23 protein-coding genes and 1 pseudogene are annotated in these 26,907 nt (G+C 61.1%); 8 read left to right on the top strand and 16 right to left on the bottom strand.

What is annotated here, in order from left to right; translation table 11 throughout:
- Positions 1–10: 10 nt before the first annotated feature.
- The 12 genes and pseudogenes from KIO74_RS26470 to KIO74_RS26415 form a co-directional block, all read right to left on the bottom strand.
- On the bottom strand, positions 11–721 hold the full coding sequence (locus KIO74_RS26470; RefSeq protein WP_213338072.1) for an ABC transporter ATP-binding protein: 711 nt from the start codon (positions 719–721) through the stop codon (positions 11–13).
- Positions 708–1,466 carry an ABC transporter ATP-binding protein gene (locus KIO74_RS26465; RefSeq protein WP_213338071.1) on the bottom strand — a complete coding sequence of 253 codons (759 nt, stop codon included), beginning with the start codon at positions 1,464–1,466 and terminating at the stop codon, positions 708–710. Before KIO74_RS26465 ends, KIO74_RS26470 begins: the two co-directional genes overlap by 14 nt.
- The gene (locus tag KIO74_RS26460; protein WP_213338070.1) at positions 1,463–2,749 is read right to left on the bottom strand and encodes a branched-chain amino acid ABC transporter permease; all 1,287 of its coding nucleotides are present in this window, start codon (positions 2,747–2,749) and stop codon (positions 1,463–1,465) included. The genes KIO74_RS26465 and KIO74_RS26460 overlap by 4 nt, the downstream gene beginning before the upstream one ends.
- Positions 2,746–3,687 (bottom strand): branched-chain amino acid ABC transporter permease, encoded by a 942-nt coding sequence (locus KIO74_RS26455; protein ID WP_213338069.1) that lies wholly within the window; start codon positions 3,685–3,687, stop codon positions 2,746–2,748. The genes KIO74_RS26460 and KIO74_RS26455 overlap by 4 nt, the downstream gene beginning before the upstream one ends.
- A gap of 180 nt (positions 3,688–3,867) precedes the next feature.
- Positions 3,868–5,106 carry an ABC transporter substrate-binding protein gene (locus KIO74_RS26450; RefSeq protein ID WP_213338067.1) on the bottom strand — a complete coding sequence of 413 codons (1,239 nt, stop codon included), beginning with the start codon at positions 5,104–5,106 and terminating at the stop codon, positions 3,868–3,870.
- A gap of 508 nt (positions 5,107–5,614) precedes the next feature.
- Positions 5,615–5,749 (bottom strand): annotated as a pseudogene (locus tag KIO74_RS26445) (transposase); the annotation flags it as partial.
- 58 nt (positions 5,750–5,807) lie between these two features.
- Positions 5,808–6,362, bottom strand: coding sequence for a MarR family winged helix-turn-helix transcriptional regulator (locus KIO74_RS26440; RefSeq protein ID WP_213338065.1), 555 nt, complete (start codon positions 6,360–6,362; stop codon positions 5,808–5,810).
- A complete protein-coding gene (gene maiA, locus KIO74_RS26435) occupies positions 6,359–7,006 on the bottom strand; it encodes a maleylacetoacetate isomerase (RefSeq protein ID WP_213338063.1) in 648 nt (215 codons plus the stop codon). Before maiA ends, KIO74_RS26440 begins: the two co-directional genes overlap by 4 nt.
- 181 nt (positions 7,007–7,187) lie before the next feature.
- Positions 7,188–8,930: an FAD-dependent oxidoreductase gene (locus tag KIO74_RS26430; RefSeq protein ID WP_213338062.1), complete on the bottom strand. Its 1,743-nt coding sequence runs from the start codon at positions 8,928–8,930 to the stop codon at positions 7,188–7,190.
- Positions 8,931–9,254: 324 nt separating this feature from the next.
- Entirely contained in the window at positions 9,255–10,262 is a 1,008-nt protein-coding gene (locus tag KIO74_RS26425) for a fumarylacetoacetate hydrolase family protein (RefSeq protein ID WP_213338061.1), read from the bottom strand.
- On the bottom strand, positions 10,259–11,599 hold the full coding sequence (gene hmgA / locus KIO74_RS26420; protein ID WP_213338060.1) for a homogentisate 1,2-dioxygenase: 1,341 nt from the start codon (positions 11,597–11,599) through the stop codon (positions 10,259–10,261). Before hmgA ends, KIO74_RS26425 begins: the two co-directional genes overlap by 4 nt.
- A 151-nt stretch (positions 11,600–11,750) precedes the next feature.
- Complete coding sequence (locus KIO74_RS26415; protein ID WP_283772191.1) at positions 11,751–12,500, bottom strand: GntR family transcriptional regulator; 750 nt, start codon at positions 12,498–12,500, stop codon at positions 11,751–11,753.
- A gap of 181 nt (positions 12,501–12,681) precedes the next feature.
- Here KIO74_RS26415 and KIO74_RS26410 point away from each other — a divergent pair, with 181 nt between their 5' ends.
- From KIO74_RS26410 to KIO74_RS26400, 3 genes are all read left to right on the top strand, one after another.
- Positions 12,682–13,455 carry a helix-turn-helix transcriptional regulator gene (locus KIO74_RS26410; protein WP_213338058.1) on the top strand — a complete coding sequence of 258 codons (774 nt, stop codon included), beginning with the start codon at positions 12,682–12,684 and terminating at the stop codon, positions 13,453–13,455.
- 66 nt (positions 13,456–13,521) lie between these two features.
- Positions 13,522–15,228, top strand: a complete 1,707-nt coding sequence (locus tag KIO74_RS26405) for an FAD-dependent monooxygenase (protein ID WP_213338057.1) — start codon at positions 13,522–13,524, stop codon at positions 15,226–15,228.
- Positions 15,221–15,409, top strand: a complete 189-nt coding sequence (locus KIO74_RS26400) for a hypothetical protein (RefSeq protein WP_213338056.1) — start codon at positions 15,221–15,223, stop codon at positions 15,407–15,409. The genes KIO74_RS26405 and KIO74_RS26400 overlap by 8 nt, the downstream gene beginning before the upstream one ends.
- A gap of 195 nt (positions 15,410–15,604) precedes the next feature.
- Here the strand turns inward: KIO74_RS26400 and KIO74_RS26395 are convergent, their stop codons facing one another.
- Positions 15,605–17,008, bottom strand: coding sequence for an ATP-binding protein (locus tag KIO74_RS26395; protein ID WP_213338054.1), 1,404 nt, complete (start codon positions 17,006–17,008; stop codon positions 15,605–15,607).
- 10 nt (positions 17,009–17,018) lie between these two features.
- Complete coding sequence (locus tag KIO74_RS26390; RefSeq protein ID WP_213338052.1) at positions 17,019–17,699, bottom strand: response regulator transcription factor; 681 nt, start codon at positions 17,697–17,699, stop codon at positions 17,019–17,021.
- A 204-nt stretch (positions 17,700–17,903) separates the two neighbouring features.
- On the opposite strand from KIO74_RS26390, the gene KIO74_RS26385 reads away from it, so the two are divergent.
- The 4 genes from KIO74_RS26385 (at position 17,904) to KIO74_RS26370 (ending at position 24,834) form a co-directional block, all read left to right on the top strand.
- Positions 17,904–19,079 carry an efflux RND transporter periplasmic adaptor subunit gene (locus tag KIO74_RS26385; RefSeq protein WP_213338050.1) on the top strand — a complete coding sequence of 392 codons (1,176 nt, stop codon included), beginning with the start codon at positions 17,904–17,906 and terminating at the stop codon, positions 19,077–19,079.
- A gap of 13 nt (positions 19,080–19,092) precedes the next feature.
- A complete protein-coding gene (locus KIO74_RS26380; RefSeq protein WP_213338048.1) occupies positions 19,093–22,320 on the top strand; it encodes an efflux RND transporter permease subunit in 3,228 nt (1,075 codons plus the stop codon).
- Positions 22,321–22,391: 71 nt separating this feature from the next.
- A complete protein-coding gene (locus KIO74_RS26375; protein WP_249731487.1) occupies positions 22,392–23,540 on the top strand; it encodes a DUF3313 domain-containing protein in 1,149 nt (382 codons plus the stop codon).
- 112 nt (positions 23,541–23,652) lie between these two features.
- On the top strand, positions 23,653–24,834 hold the full coding sequence (locus tag KIO74_RS26370; RefSeq protein ID WP_249731486.1) for a patatin-like phospholipase family protein: 1,182 nt from the start codon (positions 23,653–23,655) through the stop codon (positions 24,832–24,834).
- A gap of 179 nt (positions 24,835–25,013) precedes the next feature.
- Here KIO74_RS26370 and KIO74_RS26365 read toward each other — a convergent pair whose 3' ends face one another.
- Entirely contained in the window at positions 25,014–25,484 is a 471-nt protein-coding gene (locus KIO74_RS26365) for an AAC(3)-I family aminoglycoside N-acetyltransferase (RefSeq protein ID WP_249731600.1), read from the bottom strand.
- A gap of 174 nt (positions 25,485–25,658) precedes the next feature.
- Entirely contained in the window at positions 25,659–26,303 is a 645-nt protein-coding gene (locus KIO74_RS26360) for an alpha/beta hydrolase family protein (protein ID WP_213338042.1), read from the bottom strand.
- Positions 26,304–26,382: 79 nt separating this feature from the next.
- Here KIO74_RS26360 and msrA point away from each other — a divergent pair, with 79 nt between their 5' ends.
- Positions 26,383–26,901 carry a peptide-methionine (S)-S-oxide reductase MsrA gene (gene msrA / locus KIO74_RS26355; protein ID WP_213338040.1) on the top strand — a complete coding sequence of 173 codons (519 nt, stop codon included), beginning with the start codon at positions 26,383–26,385 and terminating at the stop codon, positions 26,899–26,901.
- Positions 26,902–26,907 lie beyond the last annotated feature (6 nt).

Genomic DNA, 26,907 nt, shown 5'->3' with positions numbered 1-26,907 from the left:
CCCGGGTCCGTCATGCAACTTCGAGCCAGGACCGCCGGACATCGGCATCGCTCCGCAGCCGCTCAGGCGTTCCCGAGAACACGATATGTCCATGGCCCATGACCAGGCAGCGGTCGGCGATGCGCAGGGCGATCGTCATCTTCTGCTCGACGATGACGATGGCGACGCCGCGCCTGGCGATGTCGCGCATCACTTCGACCAGCCCCTCGACGATCTTGGGGGCAAGCCCTTCCGTCGGCTCGTCGATCAAGATCACCTTCGGATGGCACAAAAGCGACCTGCAGATCGTCAGCATTTGCTGCTCCCCACCCGAAAGCTTGCCGGCGCGCGTGTTCCGACGCTCGGCGAGCCGAGGGAAGTAGGCATACATGTCGTCGTTCGACCACCGTGGCGCGCCAGGAATGCCCGGCTGTGTGCCGATCGCCAGATTCTCGTCGACAGTCAGCAGGTCGAAGACGAGCCTTTCCTCCGGCACGTAGGACATTCCCCGTCGTACGATCTGGTGCGGCTCGAGCCCGGCAACCTCGTGACCTTCGAGCCGAACCGACCCGGCGCTCGGCGGCACCAGACCGATCAGAGCCTTCAGCATGGTCGAGCGGCCGGAACCATTGCGGCCGAGGACCGCCACCGTCTCCTTCTCGCCGACATCCAATGAGACGCCCGACAGGATATGGCTCTTGCCGTAGTGAGCGTGGAGCCCTTCGACTTCAAGCAGGCTCATGGCTGTCCTCGCCGAGATAAGCTTCCTGTACGCGGCGGTTTGAGCGGATGGCGTCGGGCTGGTCGGTGGCGATGATTTCGCCATAGACAAGAACCGAAATTCTGTCCGCGATAGAAAAGACAACGCCCATGTCGTGCTCGATCACGATCAGCGTTTTCCCCACCGTTACCTCGCGCATCAGCTCGACGATGTAGACGGCCTCGTTCTGCGACATCCCAGCGGTAGGCTCATCCAGCATGATGACGTCACCGCCGGGCCCGAGCGCCATGCCGATCTCCAGGGCGCGCTGTTCGGAGTAGGTAAGATCGCCAGCCATGATCCCGGCAACCGAGGTGAGGCGTACGCGCTGCAGCAGTTCGTCAGTCTCGTCATTGATCCGCCTGGCGGTGCTCGCCCGCGTAAACACCGGGAACCGCCGCTTATGGCGCGCCATTACGGCGATGCGCAGGTTCTCGAACACGCTGAGCGCCGGAAAGATGGTCGTAATCTGGAAGGAACGCGAGATGCCCGCCCGATTGACCATATGCCGGGGCAACCCGTCGATCCGCCTGCCGCGCAGCAGAATCTCACCGCTGGTGGGCGAAAGATAGCCTGAGATCAGGTTGAACATGGTCGATTTACCGGCCCCGTTCGGCCCGATGATGGCGTGACGCTCGCCCTCCTTCACCGAGAGGTTCAGCCCTCGGATAATCTTGCTCTCGCCGAAGGTCTTGACGACGTTGCGGACTTCAAGGACCACGCTCATGCTTCGCTCCCGAGCTCGGTGCGTGTCGCGCGGCGTGCGATCAGCACGCCGGCGGAGACCGGCACGACGATCACCAACCAGGTGAGCGGCGACAGCGGCCGCCATTGCGTCCAGAATACACCCACCGGCCCCCAGCCCGCGCCGCGCTCGATCTGCACCTGGTAATCGCGGGTGAGCACTGCGCTCAGAATCTCAAACATTAGCACGACGCCGAAGGTGATGAGCAGTATGCCGGCCAAGACGACCGCCAGCCTCTTGACCGCCCGAGCTCCATGGTTGGCCACATCGGAGGCCGCGTTGATGGCGAGAACCGCGATGCCCTTCGGCGCGAGCAACATAAGGGTGATGAAGATCAGCCCCTGATAGAGCAGCCAGGCGCGGGTGAGGTCGGACACCACATAGCCGAACAACGTCATGATCCCAGCGCCGACGACGGGTCCGAGGAAGATGGAAGACCCGCCGATGAAGGTCTGCAGCACCACGGCGGCGGAATTGCCGACGGCAAACGTGAAGTAGTTGGCGCTTTCGGTCGAGACCGCGAGCAATGCCCCGGCTACTCCGGCGAACAGGCCGGACAGCGCAAAGAGAAACACCTTCGTCCAATAAACGTTGTAACCGAGCGCGGGCAGCCGCGCTTCGCTTTCCCGCAGCGCCACTGCCAAGCGCCCGAACAGGGTACCGGTCATCGCGTAGATCAGGATGGCACACAAGATGAACCAACCCAAGACCATGGTGTAGACATGGCTCTCGCGTCCGAAATTGAACATCATGAATGGGCTGCGGTAGGACGAGATGCCGCTTTCGCCGCCGAAGAGCTCGTGCAGGTTTGGCGCCAGCGTGTAGAGCAGCTCCGAGAGGGCCAGCGTCACCATGGCGAAGTACACGCCGCTCCGACGTCCCGCGAACACGCCGGCAATCACCCCCATGAGCGCGCCGATCACTGCGCCGGCGAGCGGGATCAGCGGTGTCGGGACCCAAACGAGGCCGCGTTCCACGGCGTTCATGAGGTGGACGGCCGCGAAGGCACCAAGCCCGTAATAAGCTGCATGGCCGAAGGAGAGCATTCCCGCCTGTCCGAACAGCATGTTGAAGGACAGCGCGAACAGAGCCGCGATGTAAGCTTTGCCGAGCATGCTCAGCCACGCATCGGACATGTAGATTGGCGCCAATGCCAGCATGAGCAGGATTCCAGCAAGTACGGCAACTGTCAGTCTGCGGCCGCCGGTGCGTGCCTCCCGACGGATCACGTCGGCTTCGGCAGGCCTGAGGGTGGTGATGCTCATGTCCGGTCTCCAAAAAGGCCGGTCGGCCGGCAAAGTAGCACGATCAACATGACGAGGACCGGAACCGCGCTAGCGTAGGTCGACAGGCTGACCTGCGCGATGGAACCGAGGCCCGTCAGCACGTCGCCCAGGCCCAGCCAACGGCCGATATCAAGCAGCGAGATGTTGATCGAGACAGCGAAGGTCGTCAGCAGGCCGATCAGCAGCGACGCCAGGAACGCGCCGCCGAGGGAGCCCAGGCCGCCGACGATGACGACGACGAAGGTGAGGATGGACATTTCCAACGCCATGGTCGGGCTGGTTGTCAACAGCGCGCCACCGACCGCCCCCGCCACGCCCGCCATCCATGCGCCAATGCCGAAGGTAATCATGAAGACCGCGTCGACATTGTGACCCAGCGCGTCGGTCATCGCCGGCCGCTGCACGGCGGCGCGGACCACGATCCCCATCCGTGTGAATCGTAGAATGGCGAACAGAATCGTGAAGAGCGCGACCGCCACGATGGCTACGAACACGCGATAGAACGGATAGTCCGCGCCGAACAGCGTGAATGCCGAAAAGCGCATCGACGCGGGAACGGAGTAATTGACCATGAACTGGCCGAAAAACACCTTGACCAACTCGTCAAAGACGAAGGCCAACCCGAACGTCACCAGCAACTCGCTCGCATGGCCGTAGTGATGGATAGGCCTTAGCAGGTACCGCTCGACCCCGACGCCAATCAGCGCCACGAGCAGCGGGCCGATCAGCAGTCCGCCCCAGAAGCCGACTACGGTCGACACGAGGAAGGCGAAGTAAGCGCCGAGCATATAGAACGACGCATGGGCGAAGTTCAGGACGCCCATCATCCCGAACACCAGCGTCAGACCTGCGGAGACCATGAACAACAGCAGGCCGTAGACGACGCCGTTGATCAGAGAAATGATGAGCCAATCCACTGAGTGCCCCCCTGCCCGCCCGAGAGCGTCAATTTGTCGATTGATTTGCCACGGGCCGGGACCGGCCGTGAGCGCCTGGACCCGAGGGATAAGCGGCCGGCCACGCGGCAAGCCCGCGCCGTCCCCAGACAAGCCAAATGCGCCGACGCAGTCAACCCGCGTCGGCGTTCGGCATCGAAATCAGGACGGACGCTTCATGTCGCATTTGGGCGACGGAGGCACTGCAGCCTCTTCCGGTGACACGACGTTGAGCAGCTTGAAACCGAATTGCGTGCCGTCGTGTTTGTTCTTCGCTTCAGTCGACACCTGGCTGATATAGACCGGCAGCAACACCTGGTGGTCCTCCTTGCGCACGGACCACTTGCCGCCCGGCGTGTCATAGGACGCATTCTCAAGCGCCAGCGCAATGTCCGTGGCATTGATCGGCCCGCCCTTGAGGTCGAGGGACCTCAGCGCATTGCCGAGCAACTGGAAGGCGAATGCGGACGTCGGCTGCTCCGAGGCCGGCAGGTGGCCGAACTCCTTTTCGAAGTCGGCATTGAATGCTTCGCCGCCCGGCACTTCGGTATTATAGAGCTTGGCGAGATAGGCGCCCTCCGCGGCCGGACCGGCCGAAGACAGCGTACCGGGCGTGTCGAGCGATTGATTGCCGATTTGGATCTTCAGGCCGGCGTCCCCGATCGCCTTCAGGAGCAACACGATGTCGTTGCCCCAATTGCCGGTGAGCAGCGTTTCGGCGCCGCTCGCCTTTATCTTGGTCACGTAAGGGGAGAAATCCTGCACCTTCATCACGTCGTGGAGATCGGAGCCGACGATCGTCGCGCCAGCCGCCTTCGCGTATTCGCGCTGAGCCGCCATGGCTTCCTGGCCGTAGCTGTAGTTCTGATCGATCAGATAGACCTTGGGCCCCAGCGTACCCTTCTGCTTCATCGTCGCAACAATAGCCTTGTAGCGCATGAAGGCATTGGAGCTGGCCTTAAAGTAATAGAAATGGCAGCGCTCGGCGGTCAAGTCGAACGCCTCGGCGCCGTCATTCAGGAAGACCACTTCCTTACCAGGATTGCGCTCGTTCCATTTACGGACATCTTCACTGATCTGGGCTGCGATAGCAGACGAATTGGACACCGAGACGACCTTCGCACCATCCCGGATAGCCACCTTCAGCTTGTCGGCAGCCGTCGCCGCATTGCCTTGGTTGTCGTATTCGACAAGCTGGATTGGCTGACCGTTGAATCCGCCAGCCTCGTTGAGCTTCTTCACGGCGTAGCGCTTGCCCTCCAAGAACGCAATTCCGGTGCTTGCGGCGGGGCCGGTCATCGTTTCGATTGCCGCAATCTTGAGTTGCTCTGCCGAAGCGATCGTCGAGAACATCAATGCGGCAGACACTATGGAAACATGCGTTATTGTCAGTTTTTTCATTCTGCTTCCCTCCCTGGATAAGTATCCATTTTCAATCTTATTATGGCACTCGAACGTGCTATACCGTAGACGATATATTGACTGACGTTCGTTCGTCTTGTTGCGAGATAACAGAATGGCAGGCCTATAGCATCTCGATGCCTCCTCATCGGACCCTCGTAATAGAATCCGGTGTAAGCAGGAACCGCCATGGACCGCCGCTCGACGGGCGAATGCCCCGCCTTCTCCAGCGGAAAGGACCAGGCGTGTATACGGGCGAAACGTGGATGCTCCCTTCCCGTTGACCCTGCGCAGGCGATTTCATCGCATTTGTCCGATTGCGATATGGTCGCACTTCGATCGTACCTTAGGTCCGCGGGCATACTTCCGATGCCCCATCGTCATGCGACAGCGCGTGGCAACGTGTGAACCGGATTGTCGCTGCGAACGTGCCGCGATCCAAGCACGGTATCCAAGGAGCCTCGTGATCGACACGCCGAAGAGGCTCGCGGCGGTGGGGCGCGCATCGGACATCGCGCTTGCGGCCGCCGTGCCCGGCATAAGGGATCAATGGCTCGACAGCCGACCATTCGGTATCCGTCAAGTCGCTCGGATGGCGAAGACCATCCCGATCGTATTTCCCGCGGTTCGTCTTCGTCCACATCGCTCCATGCCCAATCGAATTCACTCACCCGCATGGAATTACACACAATTCACATCGTTCAATTTCTTTGTGGACTGACGCTCAGCAACAAGATATTTTCCATGGCCAGCAGCAAGTCCTCCAATAAGAACCCGTTCTCTTTCAATAACATCATGAATTTATCCTCGTCATCCCTAAGTAATTGCGCAATTTCTTTATATACCGACCGGCCGGCTTTGGTCAGCAATATGACTTTTTCCCGCCGGTCATCCATATTTGTCTCGCGCCTGATCCACCGCCTCTTCTCGAGTCCAACCAGAGCCCGGCTGATCTTGGTCTTGTGCATGTCGGAGTGAACGCCGATGTTCTTGGCCGTGATGGGTTCAAATTGGCCCAGGGAGGCAAGCGTGCGCCACTCCGGTACGGTCAGGGGATACTTTCGGCAATAGATCGCCTGCATTCTTCGTGACAAGGCGACCGCGATGCGGTTCAGTCGATACGGCAGGAATGCCTCAAGGTTCAGTTCAGCCATCACGAGCAACCTGTCTGAGGCTATGTCGCATGAACTGCCCCGCCCGGCCCGGCTGCCGTGCAACACGCCACGCATTTCTCCCTGATCGACGCGCGTGGTCATTCGGCATCCGGCTGTCGTGCGGGTGATGCCATTTCAAAGGCCGGGAGAGCCAGGCAAGCGCTGTTGATCGCGCGAATTCGTGGGAAGCGGTCGAGCGGAACCGAGAAGCGCATGGCGTTGAAGACCTGGGGAATGAGGAACGCGTCAGCCAACGTCGGCGTATCGCCGAAACAGAAAGGACCCGCCTTGCGCGCGTTTGCCAGCATCGTCTCGAACGCCGTGAAGCCTTCCGAGATCCAGCGGTCGATCCATGCGTTTCGCTGTTCATTGTCTGCGGAAAACTCGTTCTGTATATATTTAAGCACGCGCAGGTTGTTTATCGGGTGGATGTCGCAAGCCACCAAGCTGGCAAGGCTTCGGACGTAGGCGCGGTCATTGATGTCGGTCGGCAACAGCGGCGACTTCGGAAACGCTTCATCGAGATATTCGCAAATCGCGATTGACTGGGTGATGACGGCGCCATCGTCGGTCACAAGCGTGGGTATGAGGCCGAGGGGATTAAGAGCCTTGTAAGGCTCCTTGTGGTGCTCGCCTCCGTCGCGCAGCATATGCACGAGGTGCAAATCGGCATCGAGCCCCTTCAGATTGAGCGCAATGCGAACACGATACGCGGCCGAAGAACGGAAGTAGGAACTCAGTTGCATCGGTTTCCCCATTGGCGCCCCGTAAGATCAGGACGCGCTTTTTACATTTCCCGCCCTGCGGAGACCGTGGCCTCGCGCCAACCCTGCCTCGGCGATCGCTTGCATCTCGTCGGGCATGATATCGTTACCGATCATGCCGCCGCCCCGTTGGCCGGAGCCGCCACGCTCCGCAATCGAGTTATCAAGGTTCGGACGCGATGGAGAGGCCAAGTGAAGCGCGTGATACCGACTGGGTTCGTGCATTCCTTTTCGACATGTGGCGGGCAGCAATGAAGCCGAAAGTCAGCGCGGGTCCGATCGTTATCCCCCCCGTGGCATAAGTGCCGGCGAAGATGGAATTCATATCGTTCCCGCAAACGTACAGCCCGTCGATTGGACGGTCTTCCGTGTCCAGCGCTCGGGCGTCGGCATCAACTCTGATGCCCAGGGAAGTGCCGATGTCGCCGGGATACAGCTTGACCGCGTAGAAGGGCGGCTTCTGGAGCGGGGCCAGGCACGGACCGTGCGCGTTTGCCGCGTCGCCCATATACCTGTTGTAGGCAGAGGCACCTCTGCCGAATTCCGTGTCGATACCCTGCCGCGCGCCCTGGTTGAACCGATCGACTGTCTCGGCCAGCACCTTTCCGTCGAGGCCCAATTGCGCCGCCAGGTCCGCAAGCGTTTCGCCACGAAACAAATACCCGTCCTTCACGAAGCTTCCGCGCGGAAAGGGGAACGGCCTGACGCGCCCGAGTCCGTAGCGCTGTATGAAGTCCGCATCGCAGATCAGGAAAGCCGGGATGCCCTGGTTGCCGTTGTCGCGCATCGCCTGCACGACGAACTGGTAGTTGTCGGCCTCGTTGATGAAACGCCGCGCCTGCTTGTTGACGATGATGGATCCGGGACTCGTACGGTCGGTGATGAGATGGGGGAATACCTGCTCCTTGCCGTTCTTGTCCTTGAAGACCGATACTGGTGTCAGGAAGGCGTTGTCCTCGTTGATTTGCTCGAGCACAGCACCGGCAGCGAGCGCCATTCTTATGCCCTGGCCGGCATTGTCGTGGGGCGCCAAAGAGCGGTGAACATCCGCATTGGGCAGATAGCGGGCACGCATTTCAGTGCTTTGCGGAAAGCCGCCGGTGGCGAGCACGGTCCCGCAGCGGCTGCGCACCTCGATCTCGCTCTCGCCGCGCCGTATCCGCGCGCCCACGACCCGACGGCCTTCGCAAAGCAGTTCGGAAGCTGGCGCCTGCCTCCAGATCTCGACCCCGGCATCCAGCGCGGACCTGAAGAGGCGCGCCGCGAGAGCATTGCCGTTGACGAGCCTGGTGCCGCGATGATGGCGCAGCCGCTCCACGGCATGCCGGGCGACGATACCTACGGTGTGAAGAAAGGCAGAAAGGGAGCGGCGGGCGTTCAACATCGCCTTCAGGTCCGGAAGGCTGATCATCATTCCCCCGAAGACGGTCGTCTCCGGGCGCGGCATTCGGAGATGCACGAAGTCGGCGCCGAGGCGCGAACCGTCGAAAGGCAGCGTCTCTAGACAGCGACCAAGCTGCGCGCCCGGAACTTCCGACGAATAGTCAGGCATTTGCGGCCGAATGCGAAATCTGACTTCGGTATTGCGCTCAAAATAGAGCAGCGCCTCGGGTGCCACGTCCAGGTAACGCTCGATCATCTCGGGGCGCATACACCTTCCAGCGGCGTGGCTGAGATATTCGAGGGCCTTTTGCCGCGAGTCCGAAAGGCCGTGCGCGGACATTTGATGGTTCTCAGGAATCCAAGGCACACCGCCTGAAAACGAGGTCGTGCCGCCAACGACGTCGGCCTTCTCTGCCACGACGACCTTCAAGCCTGCCTTCGCTGCGCAGATGGCGGCGGAAAGGCCGCCCGCGCCTGATCCAATGATCAGCACATCGACGTCGACAACGTCCCGAACGGCCATTCTTTTTCCTCCAAGATCATGGCAGACATGGTGCGTGATCCGCCAGGGCGCTGCCATCGATCCCGAACACCGCGAAGCTACCTTAACCGCAGATTCGCTGCGACCAAGTCACCTGCCCAAGCTACATAGGCAGCGGCCTTCGATCTTGCCGCGCAAACGCGCCAGCTCTTGTCGGCTTGGCTATGGTACCTTCACACCAGAGGCTTGGCTTCCACCTTAGCCGCTGCCTGATGTGCGAGTGCGACGGAGCAGGATTTCGACCGGTCTCCCTCCCCCAGGGAAATCCGTCATTGTCGAACCGTCGAAAGCGCACCGCATGACACGTCAGGCGCGCACCACCTGCTGTTCGATCGTCCCGAAGATGCTCTCGCCGTCGGCATCGTCCATTTCGATTCTGACGACATCGCCGAACTTGAGGAACGATGTCGTCGGTTTGCCATCGAGGATCGTTTCGACCGTCCGCACTTCCGCAAGACACGAATAGCCGAGTCCCCCTTGCGCGATCGGCTTTCCACATCCGCCGTCAGGCGCCCTATTGGAAATCGTACCGGATCCGATCAGCGTTCCGGCACCCAGCCTGCGCGTCTTCGCCGCATGAGCGATCAGCGTCGGGAAGTCGAAGGTCATGTCCACCCCGGCATTCGGCTTGCCAACCGGCTCGCCGTTCACGAAGGACAGCATTGGCAGATGGACGCGGTGCCCATCCCAGGCCGAGCCGAGTTCGTCGGGGGTAACCACGACCGGCGAAAGCGCAGACGACGGTTTGGCCTGCACAAAGCCCAGTTCCTTCCTGATCTCGCTCATCAGCAGGATGCGCAGCGAGACGTCGTTGACCAGTACGAACAGCTTGATCGCCTTCGCGGCTTCTTCCACGCCGGCTCCCATCGGCACGTCGTCGACGATGACGGCGATCTCCGCCTCGTAGTCGATCCCCCACGCCTCCTCGGCCATGGCGATAGGCTCGCGCGGCGACAGGAATGTATCCGACCCGCCCTGGTACATCAGCGGATCGGTCCAGAAGCTGTCAGGCACGACTGCGCCTCGAGCCTGGCGAACCAGCGCCACATGGTTGACATAGGCGGAGCCGTCGAGCCAGGCATAGGCACGCGGCAGCGGGGCCACACAATCGGTCTGCTCGAATGCCTCGGCCGCGCCGGCGCCACTCTCTATCGTCTCCGCCAACTGCCGCAGCCTCGGCTCAGCCCACGCCCAGTTGTCCAGCGCAGCCTGGAATGTCGGTGCGATGGCAGAAGCGTCCGCCATGCGCCGGAGATCGCGCGAAACTACGATCAAACGGCCGTCGCGGCCGCCCCTCAGCGATGCGAGCTTCATGTCCGAATGCTCCGGGGCTCGCGCTCACGTGGCGTAAAGTTCTTCTTCAACCCCGCCCAGCACTTTGCATAGTCGCTTTGGAGAAATCCTGCCTCGGCGGCGTATCGTGTTATGCGCTGCGGAAGTCGCGACTCGAACATGAAGGCCATCGCGCCTTCCAGCCTGACGGGCTTCAGGTCGACGCTGCTGGCATGCTCGAAGACGCTCGCCTCCGGACCGTGCGGCAGCATCTGGTTATGCAGCGTTGCGCCGCCGGGCAAGTAACCATTGGGCCGGGCATCGTAGACGCCATAGATCAGTCCCATGAACTCCGACATCAGATTGCGATGATACCATGGCGGGCGGAACGTGTTCTCCGAGACCGACCATCGGTCCGCGAATAATACGAAGTCGATATTCGCCGTGCCTGGAGTCTCGGATGGCGCCGTCAGCACCGTGAAGATCGAAGGGTCCGGATGGTCGAACAGAACGGCGTTGACGGGCGAAAAGCGGTGCAGATCATACTTATACGGCGCATAGTTCCCATGCCATGCGACGACATCGAGCGGAGACTGGTCTATGTCCGTCGCAAACAGATCGCCGCCCCATTTCATGTAGAGCGTGCCAGGTCTCTCCACGTCCTCGTAGGCCGCGACTGGCGTCAGGAAATCGCGCGGGTTCGCAAGACAGTTGGCTCCGATCGGACCCCGGTCCGGAAGCGTCAGCGCGCCGCCATAGTTCTCGCAGACATAGGCCCGCGCCGGGCCGTCCACTTCGAGCCTGAAAACGACACCGCGCGGGATCACCACGATTTCGCCGGGGACGATGTCGATACGTCCGAACTCCGTCATGAAACGCAGCCCGCCCTCCTGAGCCACGATCAGAAGCTCTCCATCAGCGTTGGAAAAGTATTCGTCGACCATGGACTGGTTCACCACGAGCATGTGCGCGGCCATCCCGGTCTGGGCATCCGAATCTCCCGCAGTCGTCATGGTCCTCAGGCCGTTGACGAATGTCGTGGGCTCTGCGGGCACGGTAGGCGGATCCCAGCGCAGCTGCGCGATCGGCAGTTCGCTCTCATTGCGTGCTTCCGGTGCGGAGCGCAGCAGCCCCTTGTCCGCCTTCCTGAACTGCGACGCGTGTTTCACGCTCGGCCGGATGCGGTAAAGCCATGAGCGCTGGTTGGTGGCCTGTGGCGCCGTAAAGGGCGAACCTGACAATTGCTCGGCGTAGAGTCCGTAGCTCATGCGCTGCGGAGAATTGCGCCCGACTGGCAACGCGCCAGGCAGGGCCTCGGTCTCGAAAGTGTTGTTGAAACCCGACATGTAGACGGGATACGGCGCGACATGAGATGTCATTTGCGGATCTTCACTATGCGACGACACTGGCGAATCCATGGGCCCCTCCCGGTGGCGCGCGGCCTGGCGCGATTGATCCGAAGCTTGCGGGCGCAAAATGTAACTATCAATCCAGCGTCATCGGGAACGGCACGCCGCTCTCCGGAGGCCGTCAGGCTCCCGCATCCGGGCGTTCCTTGCCGACAGATCGCGCCAGCGGCGTGGCGCGATCGATCCCGCTTCCGTACATGGCCTGGACCATGGCGGATGACCTGTCGATATGGCGGCGCATCGCGTTTTCAGCCGCGTCGGCCTCGCGCTGCCTGATGGCGCGCAAGATCTCCTGATGCTCCGCGTGTGAAAGCCTGGCCCCTTCGACCTGCTCGTGGCGCCCCCAATGCGGCACGAACCGATGGGAGGTCAGCGGGATCGACTGCGAGAGATGGACAAAATCGCGCAGCATCCTGTTCGGAACCTGGTCTAATATCGTCTGGTGAAACACTTGGTTGAGTTCACCCACGGCAATGCTGTCGAAACGTGTCAGCGATCCGCGGGAGACGAACTTTTCGTAGCGGACCAGGGTCTTTTCCAGGTGCGCGAGGACCGCAGCGGACGCCCCCGCAGCGGCCAGAAGCCGACAGGCCAGCCCTTCCAGGGACGCGCGGATCGTATAAGCGTCCAACACATCCTGAATCGTGGCCGAACGGATGCGGTAGCCGCGATTGGCCTCATATTCGACCAACCCTTCCACAGACAGAGCGCTCAAGGCCGCCCGCACTGGTGTTCGCGACATTCCCAGGAGATCGGCGAGGGAAGTCTCAGTGATGCGCAAATCAGCCGAAAATTCACCGCTCATGATCAAATTCCGCAAACGTTGCGTTGCCTGCTGTGCCGCTGTCGTCTTTGTCTCACCGCGCGCCAAATCTGGCCTCCACAGGTCTTATCTCACGAAGATTGTGTACAATAAAAAAATCAAAAAGTCGAGAGATATGATCTATCTATATGAATTTCATGAAAAATTTGCGTCATTGACATGATATTCTAAGTCAATTAGATACAATCTGAAGCCGCGAAGAAGGCTCGATCGGGAGAGGAGGGCGATCATGTTGGACGCGCTGGTGTTGGCGATGGGCACGTCGCGCTTTAACGCGGCGTTGTTCGCAATGATGAACGAATGCGTTCAGGCCCGCCAGGTGGTGGTGTACCGCTACGGCGGTGGTTCGCCTGTCGAGTGTATCATCGACGTCCATAAGGAGGACGATCGAGCAGTCACCGGCATCGTGCGAAAATACATCAACGGTTACTATTTACGCGATCCGATGCGCGCCATGCTTTGCCCTTCGGATAGTCGGCGGACGCAGATGTCGTTTTTCAACGTGAACCACATCGAGGACATCGAGTATCGCCGCTTGCTCTATCTACTCCCCCGTATGTCCGGGAAGATGGCGGTCATCTTGCAGAAGCCGGATGAGACACTGGCGATTTCCGTCTATCGCGGCATCGAGCACGGCGATTTCGGTGCACGGGAGTACGACGCTCTGGCGCCGCACATGTCGACGCTCGCGGCGATCGTCGAGCGTCACGTGGAACTGGTTCGGTCGCGGTCCTCCGTTGCCAGCGTTTCGGAGATCAAACGGATCTTCATGCAGACCCCGCTGGAAAAGCCGCTCTCGGAGCGGGAGGGAGAGGTCTGCGCGCGGGTAGTCGCCGGCTATTCCAACGAGGCAATTTCGCTCGACCTCAGCGTGTCGATGCACTCCGTGGTCACCTATCGGCGTCGAGCCTATCAGAAGCTCAACGTGACCTCACAGTCGGAACTGTTCTCCATGGTGCTGAGTGGCGAGCGCGCCATCGCCCGTCGATCCGCTGTCGCGTGAGGGGGGGACTGACGGTCGGCACGCGCATCGATAGACCTACCGCTATAGAAAGGTGGGTTCTGTCAAATGTATTTCGATTGGATAGAGCAACCGTTCCGGCGTCCGCCGGAACTTGACGGCCGAGGCGGACGGGTTCAGGTCGCCATCGTCGGAGGCGGGCCTGTGGGGCTCGCGGCCGCCCTTCTATTGGCCCGGCGCGGCGTGCAGTCCGTCGTCTTGGAATCCAGAAATACCGTTTCCGACGGCAGTCGCGCGCTTGGAGTCCAGCGGCGTAGCACGCAGCTCTTCGATCGCCTTGGTCTTGGCCGCGAATTCCGCGCCAAAGCCCTGGCGCGTGAACGCAACCTTATCTATTTCCGCGATCGTCTTGTGCAGGAGATGATCTACGAGCATGCTGCCAACGAGAAACATCCTTTGCTTTTGACGCTGCAGCAATGCTGGATGGAGCAGATCCTTCTCGACGGCCTGGCCAACCAGTCGCTTGCAGACGTTCGATGGAGCACGACGCTGGTCGATCTCGCGCAGGAATCGGACGGCGTCAGGCTGAAACTGGAGACGGAGGCCGGCGCCTACGCGCTCCATGCCAGCTATGTGATTGCCGCCGACGGCGCTCGCGGAACCGTTCGCCGGGTGCTCGGGCACAGTTTTGAATCACCGGTTGCCTCGCGCATCTCGGATCGCCGCTTCGTCATCTGCGACTTCGCCATGAAGAGCGATCTGCCTCCAGGGCGGCGGGTTTGGCTGGACCCGCCCTACAAGCCGGGCTCGGTCGTCATCATGCATAGCCAACCTTTCAACATCTGGCGTCTCGACTACGCGGTCGAGGACGGCGAGGAACCTGAAATCGAGGCGCGTCCGGAACGTGCCAAGGACAGGGTTGCACAGCATCTTCAGATGATGGGCATCACCGATCCTTGGGAGTTGGTGTGGACCAGCGTCTATAGGCCGCTCGCACGTTCGCTGCCGTCCTATCGCGACGGCCGCATTTTCTTCTGCGGAGATGCAGCACACCAGACCCCGATCTTTGGCGGGCGCGGCCTCAATCTCGGCTATGCCGACGTCAACAATTTGGCCTGGAAGCTCAGCCTGGCGCTCGACGGACGGGCCGGCGCGGCGCTGCTCGACAGCTATGATCCGGAGCGCCGCGCAATTCTGCTGGAGGCCCTCGACGATCTTGCCCAAAGCACGATTTTCATGACAAGACCTTCGCGCGGCGTGGCCCTGATGCGCGACGCGGCACTGTCGCTGTCGACCCGTGAGTCCTTCGTCGCCGAGCTGTTCGATGCCTACAGGGCGCGGCGCGGCGAAGCCTATGAGACGCCGTTGAATGCGTCGGACGACGGCGCATTCAACGGCGGGCCGCATCCTGGAAGCCCCTTGCCCGACGCATGCCTGCGGTCCACAGGGCCAGAGCCTCTCTATCTTTACGATCTTCTCGCCGACGGTTTCACGGGAGTTTACTTTGCGCCCGACGATGCCGTACCCGCAGAACTGATGGGATTGACGGATGCTTTGAGGCAGACGGCCGACCTCGATATCGTCATTGTTGCCCGAAGCGACGAATTGAACCAGGACATGAGCGTCTTTCGGGTCGGTATCGATGACTCCGGCGATGCGTTCCGCGCCTTCGACGCTGAGAAGGGCGCCTTCTATCTGGTCAGGCCGGACTCCTACATAGCTGGCCGGTGGCATGGAATCGATCAAGAGCGGATAACGGCATCTGTCCGGCGAGCCGTCGGCTTCCTGCCGAAGGAGGTCTGCGGCCATGACTGAGAGACCCGTTGAACTCGCCTTCCAGCAAGTGTCGGCTGCGCTTGACGAAATCGGAGAGGAACAGGAGAAGCTGTTTCTTGCCCGGCTGGTTCTGATCTTGAGCAGCGAGCTTGGTGAAAGCGCTCGCGTCGGAAAGGCCATCCGTCGAGCCAGAGACGGCCTCGATCTACAAGCGGAATGAAGTTGGGTTCTGCCGCTCCGTCCAGCGGGCTGGCATGACTCTCCTCCAAGCATGTCCGGTTCCGCGCATAGCCATGCGGCAGGATGAAGACCGCACTGTCCGGCGGCCACGGTCGGTCACGTCAAAGCCGAGCAGCTCTCTCAGCAAACTTTCAAGCCGAGGACCGGAGGGGGAAACGATCCCATTCCGACCATTTCACGAACCACCAAACGCGGACTCACCGCACGCGCCGGTCTGAAAGTTCAACGCAAATGTCGCTGCTCCATTGAAGGAGGAGACATCCACGCTGCCGCCAAGGCGCGTCATAATGGCAGAGACGATCGAGAGGCCGAGACCGCTACCGCCGGAGCGGCGATCCTGCTTCCAAAACCGTTTGAACATCGCCTTCTGTGTCTCTTCCGAAATATCGCTGCCAGTATTGGCAACCGAGATGCGCGTTCCGTCGACGACCACGCGTATTGCACTACCCGGTCGAGAATGGCGCACGGCATTGTCGATGAGATTGCGCAATGCGATCTCCGCCAGACCGAGATCGCCACGCACCGCGGTCAGCTTGTCGCTGCAGAGCTCGATGGCAATTTCCCGGCCTGAAGCGAAGACCGTCGGGGCCATGTCCGCGACCACCGCTCTTGCCAGGGCCATCAGGTCGAGGCGTGCCGCGGCATCGATGGGCCTGCTGTCGGCTTCAGCCAAGGCCAGCAGCTGGGCCAACAGGCGCGCGACCTTGTCGAAGTGAATGGCCAGGATCGAACGTGTCGGCGCGGGAACGATCGCTTCGACTTCAGCCCTGAGGGCAGCGATAGGCGTTCGCAATTCATGCGCCGCGTTGGCGGTAAACTCGCGCTGCAGGCGCCACGCCTTGTCAAGCCGAGCGAGCAGGTCGTTGAAAGCCAGAACAAGCCCGCGTATCTCGGACGGCACACGGTGTAGGGAGAGCCGGCGATCGAGCGTCGCGGCTTCCATCTTGGCTGCCTGACGCGAGACGCGCCGGATGGGCTGCAGCGTCAACCGGACGATGAGCGGGATCGCGAGCATCGTCAGGATGAGCGGCAGGATCACGGCGACCACCGAAGCCTCGGTCAGAGTATAGAGCACGTCCACATTCGAGATAGTGTTGTCGAGCAACGGCATCGAGACCTGCACCAGAAGATGATCCCGGGCCGGGATCGTCACGACGATGCGCTGCGCGCCGTCCGCATCGGGCAGAATCAGCGTGACCGCGTCCCCGCTGTTGGCGTCGATCAGGCGCGCGAACGAGAACCAGAACGGATAGTCGATGTCATAGCGTTCAAGGATTGCCGGAGATATCGCAACTCCCGCAAGCCCGAAGGACTGCAGCACGCCGCCTTCCGAATCCAGCAGCGCGTAGGAAACCGTCTTGCCTGCCTCCGCCGCGAGGTTGCCAAGTTCCAGCGTCGGCTTGCCGTCGATGAACCGAACACGGTCCACCAGGCTTTCCACCTGCACCGTGAGGCTGTTCTGCTGGATTCGGAAGAAGCCGTATTTCGACTCATGGGCGAGGTCCAGGAAAGTCCCGACCAGAGCTGTCATGAAGACGAGGGTTGTCGCAAGGACGATTCGCGAGCTGAGCGATTCCAAAACGCACCGCCTATGCCGTCTTGTCGGTGACCATGATGTAGCCGAGGCCGCGCACCGTTTTAATGGAAGCGATCGCGCCGCTGTTCTCAAGTTTCCGCCTGACGCGGTGGACATGCACCTCGACAGCGTTCCCGGTATACTCTTCGTTGAAAGAGTAGATGCTCTCGGCCAGTTGTTCCTTCGTGACGACGCGGCCGAGGCTGCGCATGAAGCGCTCCACCACGATGGATTCGGCACGCGAGAGGGCGACATGGTCGCCATTGACCGACATCATGCGCGAGGTCGGATCGAAGGACGCATTCTCCACAGTAAGCGCCATGGCCACCGAGGTACCGAGCCGTCGCTGCAATGCGCGCAAGCGCGCGATCAGCTCATCGACCGAGAACGGCTTGACGAGATAATCATCGGCCCCGGCATTGAGGCCGGCCACACGATCGTCTACGGAGCCAAGAGCGGTCAGCAGGAGGACCGGAAGGTTGAGGCCTGACCGGCGCGCCATGGCGAGCGCATCGAGCCCGCTGCCGTCCATCAGCATGATGTCGAACACCGCGGCATCGTAGTTGTGCGATTTCAGCGCATGCAGCGCATCGTCACGGCTCTCAACAAGATCGACGACGAAGCCGGCGGCCGTCAGCGAGGCAGCGGTGGCCCTGCCGACGGCTTCGTCGTCTTCCGCGAACAAAATACGCATGTCCGGTACTCCGGGCTCCCAATGTGGCTGCATCTAGAGCCGCTACCTTGCAGCAGTCTTGCAATCAGCGTGGTGCCGAACCGTAACCGTCGTAAGGAGCCCGTAAGCTTAGCAGTCGATTTCCCTGTTCGCGAGCGCATGCATTCGCCGAGGCAATGCCACCGCTGGCCCGTGCGATTTCGATCAGGCTGAAAGTTCTCTCCGATGATACCGACCCGCTCCGCTATGCTCGTCGCGGCCTTAATTGTAGGCCTTGCCGCGCCTGCCGGTACGGCCTTGCGGGCACAGTCTCCGGTCAGCCACGTGGCACCAGGCCCCTCCGTCACCGTCGTCGAGGCGACTGTTAGTGAAATCGTCGAGAGCGTCATCGTTTCCGGCACCATGGTCGCGCGGGATGAGGTGCTGGTCATGCCCGAGGTCGACGGCCTTGCCATTGTCGACGTGTTCGGAGAGGCAGGGGATCAGGTCTTCCGCGGCCAGGTCCTTGCACGGCTCTCCCGGACGGCATTCGATGTCCAGAAGATGCAGAACGAGGCCCAGATCACTCGCGCCGAGGCCGTCATTGCCCAGGCAAGGGCACAGCTGGCCGAGGCAGAAGCCAACCATCGTCACGCGAGCAATTCTTTCGAGCGTACGAAGTCTCTGCATGACAGAGGCAACGCGACACTGGAACTCTACGATCAGCGAGCCGCGGCCGCTCGTTCAACAGAAGCTCGCGTCAACGCGTCCAGCCAGGCTCTGGCCATTGCCACCGCGGACTGGACGGTGGCAATGGCTCAAAGGCGAGACATCGATGTCAAACTGGCGCGGACCGACATCAAAGCACCCGCGGCCGGCATCATTAGCCGTCGCAATGCCAAGCTGGGCGCATTGGCCTCCACGGCGGCCAGCGAGCCGTTATTCCGAATCTTCGCCGATGCCGCCGTTGAGCTTGAGGCGGATGTAGCCGAGGTGGAGCTACCGCGCCTTGCAATCGACAAGCCGGTTACGGTCACGCCATCCGGATCATCGTCATCGCTGACCGGCAGCATCAGGCTGATTTCACCCGAGGTCGATCGCCTGTCGCGACTGGGGCGCGTCCGTGTGTCGCTCGCGGGCATTGCCCCGATCGCCATCGGCTCTTTCGCCCGCGGTGTCATCGAGATCGGACGGCGCAAGAGCGTGACGCTGCCGCTCTCGGCAGTCGTCTATGGCCGCAACGGACCGACAGTACAGCATGTCGCCGACGGCAGGGTTTCGACGCGCAAGATTGGCGTTGGCCTCGTGGAGGGCAGCCGGGTCGAAATCCTCTCCGGGCTTGTGAATGGCGAAACGGTCGTGGCGCGCGCCGGCAGTTTCCTACGCGACGGCGACATCATCACGCCGGTTGCGACGCAATGACGGAGGGCATGCCGTGAACGTCAACTTCTCCGCATGGTCGATCCGCAAGCCGGTACCCTCGATCCTCATCTTCGCCGTGCTGTGCGTGCTCGGGCTCATCTCCTTCTCCCGGTTGCCCGTCACGCATTTCCCGAACATCGACGTGCCGCTCGTCTCGATCACGATCACACAGTCGGGCGCGGCGCCGGCCGAACTCGAAAGCCAAGTGTCCAAGCGTATCGAGGACGCCGTCGCTAATATCACCGGCGTCAAGCATGTCACGTCGACACTGACTGATGGCCAGTCCACGACCGAGATCGAGTTCAGGCTGGAGACGGACACCGACCGCGCTGTCAACGACGTCAAGGACGCAATCGCCAAGATCCGCGCGGACCTGCCACGCACCATCGACGAGCCTGTGGTCCAGCGCATCGATGTCGAGGGCCAGTCGATCCTGACCTATGGCGCCTCCTCTCCGGGGATGGCGCCGGAGCAGCTCTCCTGGCATGTCGACGACGTCGTCGCACGCGAGCTGCAGGGCTTGCGGGGCGTTGGCCGCGTCGAGCGCTATGGCGGCGTCGACCGCGAGATCCGGGTCTCGCTCGATCCCGACCGCCTGCTCGCACTCGGCATCACCGCAGGCGAGGTCAACCGGCAGTTGCGGGCGACCAATGTGGATCTCGCCGGCGGGCGCGGCGAGTTCGGAGGCCAGGAGCAGGCCATCCGCACGCTCGCCGGCGCAAAGACTGTCGCGGAGCTAGCCGAGGCGAAGATCACTCTGACTGGTGGGCGTGAGGTCCGCCTCAAGGAACTCGGTCGCGTCGAAGATGCGAGCGCCGAACCGCGTTCCTTCGGCCGGCTCGACAAGCAGCCTGTCGTCGCGTTCGCCGTGTTCCGTTCCAAAGGGGCAAGCGAATTGTCCGTCAGGGCCGAGGTCTCGGAACGGATCGCCAATCTGAACGAGCGCCATCCGGACATCCGGATCAAGCTGATCGACGATGCCGTCACTGCAACCGAGGGCACCTACAGGTCGGCGATGATGACGCTTCTGGAGGGTGCGGCGCTCGCCGTCCTCGTCGTCTTGCTGTTCCTGCGTAACTGGCGCGCCACGTTGATCACCGCGATCGCGCTTCCGCTCTCCGCCATCCCGACCTTCTGGGTGATGGAGCTGATGGGCTTCTCGCTCAACGTCGTCAGCCTGCTCGGCATAACGCTGGTCACCGGCATCCTGGTCGACGACGCCATCGTCGAGATCGAGAACATCGTCCGCCACATGAAGATGGGTAAATCGCCCTACCGCGCCGCAATGGAGGCCGCGGACGAGATCGGTCTCGCGGTCATCGCGATCACGCTGACCATCGTCGCAATCTTCGCGCCGGTCTCTTTCATGGACGGGATGGCGGGCCAGTATTTCCGGCAGTTCGGCCTGACGGTTGCGGTTGCGGTCGTGTTCTCTCTGCTGGTGGCTAGGCTAATCACGCCGATGATGGCGGCCTACCTTCTGAAGCCGGCGAGGCAGGAAGTCTCGGAAGACGGCCTCGTCATGCGCGGCTATATCCGGCTCCTGCGCGCGACCATCGCACAGCGGCGCATCCCGCTCTTCCCGCGCCTCGACGGGACGGGCCGTTGGCTGTTTATTTCGTTCAACACCTCATACCTCACCCTCGCTATCGGCTTCGCCCTTCTGTTCGTCTCGATCCAGGCGACGGCGCTGCTGCCGACCGGCTTCCTGCCGGACGAAGACAGCTCCCGCGTCGTGGCGAGCATCGAGCTGCCGCCCGGCTCGACGCTGGAGGATACGCGTGTCGTGACCGACCAGATCGTCGACAAGCTACACGCCATTCCCGAGGTCCGGGATGTGCTCGTCCTCGGTGGCGTCTCTCCGGCCGGTCAACGCGAGATCCGCCGAGCGGCCGTAACGATCCTGCTGAAGCCCAGGGCTGAGCGCGACATCGCGCAGAGGGAGCTTGAGGTCACCATCGCCGAGAAGCTCGCCGGCGTGCCTGACGTGCGCGCGTGGTACGTTAACGAGCGTGGCGAGCGCGCGATGGCCTTCTCGATCATGTCGAGGGACGGCGAGGCGCTCGATGCGGCGGTGGCACGGATCGAGGCGCGCATGCGCCAAGTCGAGGGTTACCTCAATGTGGCTTCGTCGGGCGCGTTGTCACGGCCGGAGTTGCGCGTCACACCCAGACTGGAACAGGCCGCGAGCCTCGGCGTCACGCCGGAGGCGATCTCGGAAGCGGTGCGCGTCGCCACTATCGGCGATGTTGGCGCCAACCTCGCCAAGTTCAACACTGGCGACCGGCTGGTGCCGATCCGCGTCCAGCTTGACGAACAGGCCCGCACAGACATCCGCAACGTTGCCGCCCTGCGCGTCACCAATACGAGCGGCATTTCGGTGCCCCTCACGGCGGTTGCCGAGATCGGCTTCGGCCAGGGGCCGGGCGCCATCAACCGCTACGATCGCGTCCGTCAAGCGCAGATCGGCGCGGATCTGAAACACGGTTTCGAGCTCGGCACGGCACAGGAGAAGTTCCGGGAGATCGTCCGCGAGGCTGGTCTGCCCGACGGCGTCTGGATCGCAGCGACCGGCGACGCCGAGACCCAGGGCGAGGTCGTGACCGGTTTTGTCCAGGCGATGACAATCGGACTCATGCTGGTGCTCGCCGTGCTCATTCTGCTCTTCGGCTCGGTGTTCCAACCGATCACTATCCTGCTCTCATTGCCGCTTTCCTTCGGCGGCGTGGTCATCGCCCTGCTCGCCACCAACAACGCCGTCTCGATGCCGGTCTATATCGGGCTGCTCATGCTGATGGGTATCGTCACCAAGAACGCCATCATGCTGGTCGACTTCGCGGCCGAGGAGCAGGCACGCGGGCGTGAACGCGCGGCCGCTCTGATCGACGCGGGCCGCAAGCGCGCCCGTCCAATCGTGATGACCACGATCGCCATGGGCGCCGGCATGCTGCCCTCTGCCTATGGCGTCGGTGATGGGGGCGAGTTCCGGGCACCCATGGCGATCGCGGTCATCGGCGGGCTGATCGCCTCGACCGCGCTCTCGCTCGTCTTCGTGCCGTCCTTCTACGCGGCGATGGACGATCTCTCGAAGCTTGCCGGGCGGTTCTTTGGCCGCTTCATCGGCAAAGCCGAGGATGAGGACGTCTGGAACGGGTCCGACGTAACCGCCAAAACTCCTCCATGCGACGCGCGCGCAAAGACAATGCCTCGGTCGACGCCGCGGCCCCTGGCAGCCGAATGAGTGAAGATTCTCAGATCCACTGCTCTGTCTGTTCAAAAACTGCTGGCCTGGCCAGTCTCGGGAGTAACACGATGCGCCTTCTCGGTGTCCTCAATGCCGCCAAATATAAGCGGGAGCGACCGCTCCGAATTCCAGTCGCGTATTTCCATTATTGCTCGACAAAAATAGTCTCTGCCCACAGTAACGTCGCGTCACACGACGCGATCGTGTTGGATGGTTGGAGCAAAAGCATCACCGCCCTGGCGATCCTGATATCGTTTGCGGCAAACGGTACGACAAGATTGAGATCGAAAAACTGCGAGCGCTCGGGTGGGGAATGCTCCCCTTCGAACATGAGTGCGAGCGAGGCGATTGATGCATATCCGAGGCGTTCGAAGCGATCATTTCGTGGTGCCGAGCATATCGGCCTGCTGACCATGGTCGGTGCTCTCGCCGGCTGCGCGAACGCGCCCCTCGTCCAAGGGGTCGGACTCTCATCCTACGACTCGATGACGCCCTCAGACGGGCTCATTACAAAATCGCGCATGCACGTCAAAAAGGAGCAGGTGCTGGCCGCCAAGACAGTCAAGATCGTGCCGACAACATTTCCTGACAGCGTTGCGCCGAAGCTTACGAACCAGCAAAGGAAGCTCGTCGCCAATGCCGCCGACCGCGCGCTATGTGTCAGCCTCAGCGACCGCTTTAAGGTCGTGACAGCCGACCAGGCCGCAGACTTGATCGTGCGCGCTTCCGTCACCCAAGCGACCGAAACCAACGAAGTCGCGGCGGGTATTTCGGCGGCGACGTCGATCGGCATGAATTTCGTGGATGTAGGCGTCCCGGTTCCGACACCGCGTATCCCTATCGGCATGGGCAACCTCTCCGTGGAGGCAGAAGCCACCGATCCCTCGGGGCGCCAGCAGGCCGCGATGCTCTGGGCCCGGGGCGCGAACGCACTCTTCAGCTCGGCGCGGGTCTCCAAGGCAAGCGATGCCTATGATCTCGCGGACTCATTCGGCGAGGACTTCGGATCCTTGCTTGTTAAAGGCGAGAGCCCCTTCGGCAACTCCAAGATTGAACTCCCTGCCCTGCACAAGATCGGTTCGACAGTGGGCCTCGCTCCGAAGCAGACTGCCTGCGAAAACTACGGACGTTATCCGGGTATAGCTGGGTTCGTGGGTGGGCAGCTAGGATTACCCCCCGAATGGACCGACAAAGGCGCAAAGCAGGTACCGAAGTAAATCGGACGTCTCATACTGCGGAATACTATGAGTATAATAACAAATCGATATCCTCCTGATATTTTGAATCCATCGCGATATTAAAATGCGTAAGCTTAGGACGATCTGTCGCTTGGCGACAATTTGCCTGCTCACTTGCTTGAGCGGCTGCCTAGCGCCTGAGCGAATTCCCTATCATGCGAGCATCGCATCAACTGCCAGCATCGAAGGATTCGAAAATATCCGCATGGATGCGGATTTGCGTGGAACTCCATCACAAGTGCGTTCTTGGCTGCCGGTCTCACGGCATAAGGAGGTGAATTACCTCGTTCTATCGGGCGGCGGTGCTGGCGGCGCCTTCAGTGTCGGCGCGTTGAAAGCCTGGTCGGAGAAGGGCCAACGCCCGCAGTTCGATATCGTGAGCGGTGTCAGCACCGGAGCTTTGATTGCGCCTTATGCTTTCCTCGGCTCTGCCTATGACGAGACTCTCGTGGATCTCTATACAAGTGGCGTTGCCGAGAAGTTGGTCGACATGGATTTCCTGCCGCTGGGTTTGCTCGGCGCGGGTCTGCTGAAGCAGGAGCCGCTTCGGACTATGATCGAACGCTACTTGACCCGCGATATCGTGGCGAAGATTGCCGCTGAGCACCGAAAGGGACGGCGCTTGCTCGTTCTGACCTCAAACCTCGATTCGCAGAAGGCCGTGATTTGGAATATGGGAGCTATCGCGAACAGCGATCGACCCGACGCCGTAAGGCTATTTCGAGATATAATCACAGCCTCCGCGAGCATTCCTGGCCTCTACCCGGCCGTTCTCATCAAGGCAAAGTCCGGTCTGCAGCACTTCGAGGAAATGCACTCCGATGGCGGCTCAGCCTCCCAGGTCCTGACGATTCCGGAAGGCTGGATGGCCGATGCCGAGAACGCTAACTGGCCGCGCGCGGCGAATTTTAACATGTATATTCTGGTCAATAACGCCCTTATGCCGGAATTCGCCACAACGACAAACAATACATTTATCGTTGCAGCGCGGGCAAGCTCGTCCTTGGTCAAGTCACAGACGCGCAGCGCATTGCTAGCAACATACGCTTATTCCAAAAAGATGGGCATCCGATTTCACATGGCGTCGATAGACGAGGAAATACCCTACGACATGACGAAGCCTTTCAGTACAACATATATGCGCGCCGTGTACGAAATTGGCTACAGAAAAATGATAGGCAACAGTCTTTGGAAAGACCGCCCGTATTTCACAGACGCTGGGTCGACAGCCGACGAGCACAGCGCACGACGGGGCCTCACGATAAAGCAATAGTTCGAGAATTATAGAGATTGACGCTATCAACGCCGTCAATTCAAGCAGTTACGCGAGCGGCGTCCAGATGCCGACAAGAAGCCGTTTCGGTTCCCGTCTCCTGAAGCCGGTCGTCGCGTAGGACTTTGGTGGCTCCGCATGGTGTAAGGCCATGGATCCTGTTTGATCGCGCGACGCATTCAGGAGCGATGAGCAGCGCCGCCTTGTATCGCGATATCGAAATGCATCACATCCTCGCGCGTACCAAGCTTCGTGTAGAGCGCGACGGCGGGATCATCACCGTAGTCAGCCTGTACATACACCACCCACGCCTGCCGTTCTCCCGCGATCTCGCGCAGTTTTTCGATCAACGCGGTCGCAATCCCCCGCCTACGATAGGCCTCAGCAACCGCAAGATCGTAAATATAGATTTCCTTGCGCTCCTGCTCGAACTTTTCGAGTTCGTAGGCGACGATGCCGCCGACCACATCGGCACCGTCCATGGCTACCAAGGCAATCACATGATCCTTAGCCAGAAGCCCTGCGAGATAGGAAGCGGTGGGGGGCTTGGACGAATAGCTATCGGGATCATCGAAGGCCGTGGCAAAGACGACATTCAGCTTCTGGAAGAGCGCCTCGCCGCCCACTGTCAATCGCTCAATTCTGGTCATCATTTGCCCTATACGTACTTCACCGTGTGAGATATTTACAAGTGACGGCGCAGCTTCATGTCGCGGTCATAACCTGAAAATGCCCCGTCTGGAATGGGCCTCCGTTGCTGCCAATTCTTTCTCTCAATGTGTGATGATCATTTAAGGGCGGCTCGCTGTAGCTCACACTCAGGATCAGACATCGATCAACCGCCCGGTCCAAACCGAAACCGCATCCGCCATGGTCTTGAGATGGTCGCCCATGGCGAAGCCGGAAACACGTTTGCGTGGCTTCAGGTCATGGTCGCCATCCTCGAGCCATGCAATCTCGATGGCTGATGACAGTGTGAAGTTGGACACCTCCTCTCTCGTCCCGAACACGTCGCGCGTGCCTTGAATGATGAGAGTCGGCGTCTTCAGCTCCTCGAGATGATGGGTCCGTAATTGCTCGGGCCTACCCGGGGGATGAAAGGGATAGCCAAGGCAGAGCAGGCCGTGGGCCTTGCCCGCGATCGAAAGCTCGTCCGCCACCATGCTGGCCACGCGGCCTCCCATCGACTTGCCACCGACGATGAGGAGACCTTCCGCATCGAGCTCATCGACAGCGGACAGATATTCCGGGATGAGCTTTTCGGCGCGCGGAGGCGGCTTGCGTCTCGCATCCGACCGCCGGGCAGCCATATAGCCGAATTCAAAGCGGGCCACACGAAAACCCGAGGCCGCCAAGGCCGCCGACATTGCGGTCAAGGAGGGGGAATCCATCGGGGCTCCCGCACCATGCGCCAACAGGATCGTCTTATTCGACGCTTCGGGACCGTCGAAAATAAAGGTCAATGCCATCCGCCTACGCCCTCATGCCTTACATTCTGCCCCGTAATGCTTATATGCGCGACGAACCCTCATCAGGAGATCCAAGATCATGACAACGGAACGCGCGGTGCTTGCTGGTGGGTGTTTCTGGGGTATGCAGGATCTGATCCGCCGCCGTCCTGGCGTAATTTCCACCCGTGTCGGTTATTCAGGTGGCGACGTGCCTCACGCCACCTACCGCAACCATGGCAGTCACGCCGAGGCGATCGAGATTTTATTCGAGACCGACACCGTCAGCTATCGCGACCTGCTCGAATTCTTCTTCCAGATCCACGACCCGACGACCCGTAACCGCCAGGGTAATGATATTGGGACAAGCTATCGTTCGGCGATCTTCTACACCAGCGAGCAACAGAGGCGCGTGGCGCAGGACACCATTGCCGATGTGGATGCGTCCGGCCTTTGGCCCGGCAAGGTCGTGACGGAAGTAGCCCCCGTCGGCGATTTCTGGGAGGCTGAGCCCGAGCATCAGGACTATCTGGAACGGATCCCCAATGGCTATACCTGCCATTTTCCGCGGCCAGACTGGAAGCTGCCGAAGCGCGATGAAGTCCGGCGCGCGGGCTGAACGCTG

It is taken from the genome of Chelatococcus sp. HY11 (genome assembly GCF_018398335.1).
Classification (GTDB): domain Bacteria; phylum Pseudomonadota; class Alphaproteobacteria; order Rhizobiales; family Beijerinckiaceae; genus Chelatococcus.
Note: the sequence above shows the minus strand (reverse complement) of the source record. Positions and strands in the feature narration are given on the sequence as shown.